Annotated in this window: 3 protein-coding genes; 2 read left to right on the top strand and 1 reads right to left on the bottom strand. The window is 54.6% G+C overall.

Annotated features, from left to right (window positions below; genetic code table 11):
• Both ACOJWD_RS08985 and ACOJWD_RS08980 read left to right on the top strand, forming a co-directional pair.
• A partial coding sequence (locus tag ACOJWD_RS08985; RefSeq protein ID WP_486992889.1) for an EAL domain-containing protein occupies window positions 1-2,116 on the top strand: 2,116 nt, incomplete at its 5' end.
• A gap of 211 nt (window positions 2,117-2,327) precedes the next feature.
• Window positions 2,328-3,278: a GGDEF domain-containing protein gene (locus ACOJWD_RS08980; protein ID WP_486992888.1), complete on the top strand. Its 951-nt coding sequence runs from the start codon at window positions 2,328-2,330 to the stop codon at window positions 3,276-3,278.
• Between the two features lie 323 nt (window positions 3,279-3,601).
• On the opposite strand, the gene ACOJWD_RS08975 is transcribed toward ACOJWD_RS08980, so the two are convergent.
• Window positions 3,602-4,702: WD40/YVTN/BNR-like repeat-containing protein (locus ACOJWD_RS08975; RefSeq protein ID WP_486992887.1), on the bottom strand; the 1,101-nt coding region annotated here is incomplete at its 5' end.

Below are 4,702 nucleotides of genomic sequence, written 5' to 3'. Positions count from 1 at the left end.
GTTGTTGCGTCATGCCGATGCGTCGCTCTATCAAGCGAAATCCCGTAAGGATACCCGCAGCAACTGGTGGCAATGGGGCGTTCTTCACGAAGAGAGCCTGCCTCATACCACGGTGGTCAATCCCTATTCCCAAGAGGCCAAAGAACTTCTTAAGCGAATTCGCACCGCCATCAGTACGGTAGCCGATGACTTTGTCCAGGAGTTTTACACCACGCTGGCGCAGGATCCCGCCGCCGCGGCCATTTTGCAATCGCTCAGTAGCGGCGAGGCGGCCGCATTAAAGGAGAACCAACGAAACCACATCCGCTTTCTCCTCAGTAGTGAGGCCACGCGCGAAGAGTTGGCCAAGCGGGCTTGGCGCCTCGGCGAAGTGCATCGCTTTGTCGGAGTCACCACCACCGTGCTAAGTCATTCGATGCAAATTTTTCGCCGCATCATGATTGAAAAACTGCGTACGATGCCAGAAATCGGTCGAGACATCTTTCACATGATATTTTTGGTTGATGGCCTTTTACAGGATAATATGCAGTTTCAGCTCGAAGCGGGCCAAGCCATTTGGGCCGCCTATCTCGATTTGCTATCCTTGCCAACGGCAGACGATGGGGACCTCTGGGCAGATGTCTCCTTGCGAGAGCTTGAGGCGATCGCCTCGCTTCCCGGCATCATGGCCTGTGAAATGCTCCGTCCTGACACCGACGGCGTATTTCATGTTGAGGGGAGTGCCGGCATCGTCGCGGATCAAATGGCTCTCATCTTGGCGCGCGAACCCTATCGCCCAACCTTAAGTGAACTCTCTGAAACAAGCCGTGGTCTTGTCGCCTTGGCGTGGAACAACGGCACTATTCAAAGCACCCGTTCCTATACTCGCGATGAGCGCACGCGTGCCTGGCACGACGCGCTGACACCGCTCGGGATACGTAGTATGGTGGCGATTCCTGTTCCCGATCGCGATGGTCGCCCCGTATTAATCCTAGCCATCCAAGGCGGCTATCCGAACCAATTTGAGGACCTACAGATACGTCAATGGGCCAATGCTCTCATGCAACGGTGGAGTTCCACCTGGCACCACAGCACCGCCATTGCTGCACAGCCCGTGCTCCCTCCCGACATCTCTTCCGATTATCGCTCTCGTCTCTTTTCGGGAGGCTTTGAACTTTTTATGCAACCTATTGTGGATATGCGCACGGGCCATATTGTGAAAGCAGAAGGCCTGGCCCGCATTAAGATGCCCAACGGCCAAATTGTGGCACCCGACCTCTTTGTCCCTCTGTTAGGCGATATGGAGTTAGACCGCCTCTTTCGCTTAGGACTAGACACCGCACTGCGCAATTTGACACACTGGGACCACTTTGCCGTACCAATCGAGGTGGCGGTGAATCTCCCTCCCCAAACATTACTTGAAGCAGAATTACCGCTGTGGGTATCGCAAGCGCTCCGCCGACACCACCTACCACCGGAGCGACTCACCCTAGAACTCTTAGAAACCCAGCGACTGAACCAACCGGAACAAAACGCCGCTCTTGCCGCGCTTTTAAAGCTCGGTGTGAAACTCGCCATGGATGATCTCGGGTCAGGGTATAGTAGTTTAGAACGGTTGGCTCATCTCCCCTTTCACATCATTAAGTTTGACAAAGCACTATTAGCACGGATGGCGGAGGACCCATTGCAAACCTTGGCCCTCATGTCCTCCATTCTGCAAATGGGACAAGATTTCAAGCAAGAGGTGGTCATCGAAGGGCTTGAAGACTTGGGTCTCGTAGAAGCGGCAATGGTTTTGGGTGCCCCCTATGGTCAAGGATATGCCTTAGGCCGACCCATGCCGGACGCGGAATTCAAATTGTATGCGGCGTCATTTGCGTTTCCTCTCAGCCACCAGTCGATCGCCACCCCACTGGGCGCTTTGGCCTATCACTGGTATCACACGCGCACGCTGACGGTGCATGAGGCGTTTTCGCTCGTCGAATGCCCTTTAACCCCTTTCTTCGCCGATCACCCACTGCAATATCAGGAGGCGATGCCGATTCATGCGCTCGTACACACGCATTCCCATGGTGGGGAAATGCCTGATGCCCTCACGCACCTGTTGGTGGAACAAGTCGTCCAAGAGCGCCGTTAGTGTAACTCCGCCTCCCTCACCCCTAGCCATCAATCGCGGCGACTAGCGATTCCTCCGCATCATTCCGCCACTTACAAATGCCGAAGATATCTAGACAATTTCGACATAATGTTTCGTTTTGCCGAAATTCGGAACATATAGTTGACCGCATGAATTGATTGCGTCATGGTAAGAGCACTGAGACGTCTTGACAGATGTGAAGGAGCATGCAATGAACATCCCGTGGACCGACAATGATTCTGATGTTTGGAATGATTCCCAATCTACACTGACCATGCTGCACCATAAGTGGCGTACTCTCGCCACGGACTTAGCCCTGCACGATCCGGCGCTAACCGACGTCATCGAGGAGATGGGCGGTCCCGAGAAATTCCATCAGCATCTGAGCCAGCACCTCGACATTTTTACCGGGATCCCCGACGACGTATCGACCCAAGAGAAGAGTCGTCAGATTGGCTATGCCCATATTCGTCATCACGTACCGCCGTCGGCGTATGTCACCCTGTATAACGCACTATTTACCTCTTATCATGCCTTATCAGACGAAGAGATTTCCCACCTTCCTCCCATGATGGTTCTGCGGATGCGTTGGTTAAGAGATATGGCCACCGTCCTCGATACCTATATGGCCACCATGGACCAAACCATGGCCGAACTGCACCTGCGAGCAACCACTGATGCCCTGACCGGCCTTCTCAACCGTCGCGGACTTATGGACCAGATGGCGACGTCCGCCCATCCCTCCGGTGCCTTCATCCTGTTTGATATCGATTCATTTAAAGAAGTCAACGATCATCGCGGACATCCAGCCGGGGACGCTGTGCTTGAAGCCATTGCGCATCAACTTAACCACAACATCTCTGACCAGCATCTAGTGGCGCGACTCGGTGGCGACGAATTTCTCTGGTGGTGGCCCACTGACCCCTCTCGAGAAACGATTCTCCAGGCACTGGAAAGCCTGCAAGAGGTCATCAGTACCCGTTATGGGGTGACGGTGTCCTTCGGAGTAGCCTTTGCCCCCCGCAATGGAGAGGACTTCGACACCCTGTATAAGGCGGCCGATGAAGCCCTCTATCAAGCCAAGCGGCGTGCTCCGAAAGAGAGGAGAACCCGAGAACACGCGATTGTGATGCTGACCGAGGCGCCGAAGATGTCCTTTTGAACATCCTGCCCACCTATCCCCGCAGCAAGGGAACCCCGTGACGCGGGAACCCCCCTCCATAGGTGTCCATTTAGTTGAATGGCCCCTCGAGCGAGATGCGCCGACAGATCGACTTTTCTGTCGCCACCACTGGTGTAAGCTCCGTTCGCAGCCGATCGCTGGTGATTGGATTGGCTCAATCGATTGATACCGGTGTCGTTTAGTCAAAGGGATGGCCGTCAGCCACTATCGCGGATGGGCATATACTGTGCAGGATCTAACCCTTCCGATTCAATCACAATCGCCGTGAGGCCCGTGTCGGTCTTCGTTACATGCTCTCCCAACTATTCTCCCAGCATTACCCCGTTTACATCGACCAACTGACTCAGACGCAAGCGCGCTTCGGGATGCACGGCGTACCACGTTCTTCCACCATTAGTGGTCCTAAAATAGCCTGGTACCGCGGAGCGAAACACTTCAATGTATCCCACCTCGGCACTGACAAAGTTCACTGATGAATCTGGTAAAAACCCCTTTGGAAGTCCCAAAGGTCTTCCCTGAGACGTCCAGGTACGACCCCCATTCTCCGTTTCCCACAGACTCCCCGTCGATTTAGAAGCTGCACGAGAAGTACTCCAAAACCACCATTGGCGGGCATTTAATACGTACAGTGACCCCTGCGAAATTCCGGAGATATCCCCGATCGGGTCCCATATCCCCCCGCCACGACGGGTACTCCAGACGGTCAATCCCTTGAGCGTGTGGGTCACAACCACACCCCGTTTCCCTCCGCCGAAAAAATATGGCGCCGTCACTACCGTTCCTTCGAGGGATACGATTCGCCAGTCGCGGGTCGTGCGCGAAAAATGCCAAAGATGGCCCTGATAGACCATCCACCAGTTTCTTTCGTTCTCCATGACGAGCGTCCCGTCTCCCGGGATACGGTTTCGAGATGTCACTTGTTGCCAATGCCTGCCTCCATCCCGAGTAGCGTATAATTTGACGTTCTCAATGCCACCTGACGATCGAGGCGTGCCACTGGCCACTAAGATGCTCCCATCTTCTCGATTCGACCAGGACGTTGAGAGGTCCGCCGTGAATACGGAATAGCTCTTCATGCGATACGATACCTGTCCTCCCGGAATGGTGAAGCGGGAATATTGCCAACTGCGTCCTCGATTCGATGTGCGCGATACGTTGACAATCGCCTGATTACCCTTTTGTGAAAGTTCGAGAAAAACCCCTGTCTTCGACCCAAAGAGGCGCTCAACGGTCGGGCCGCCCTTTCCCTCTCCCACCAAGGCTTTCCCCATCGGCCGCCAATACCTTCCCGACGAAGCCGTCATATACGGTTGGCCCGTCATGGTCATACCCCATCCATCGTTAGCGGAAACCATGTCCCAAAACATAAGCCCTAAAGGACGCCAAGGTAGACGACTGCCGGG

This window comes from Sulfobacillus sp. TH-112 (genome assembly GCF_057473405.1).
Note: the sequence above shows the minus strand (reverse complement) of the source record. Positions and strands in the feature narration are given on the sequence as shown.

What these genes read in the sequence shown, in the direction of transcription:
- ACOJWD_RS08980 (WP_486992888.1), top strand. Translation starts at nt 2,328, where the DNA reads ATGAACATCCCGTGGACCGACAATGATTCTGATGTTTGGAATGATTCC.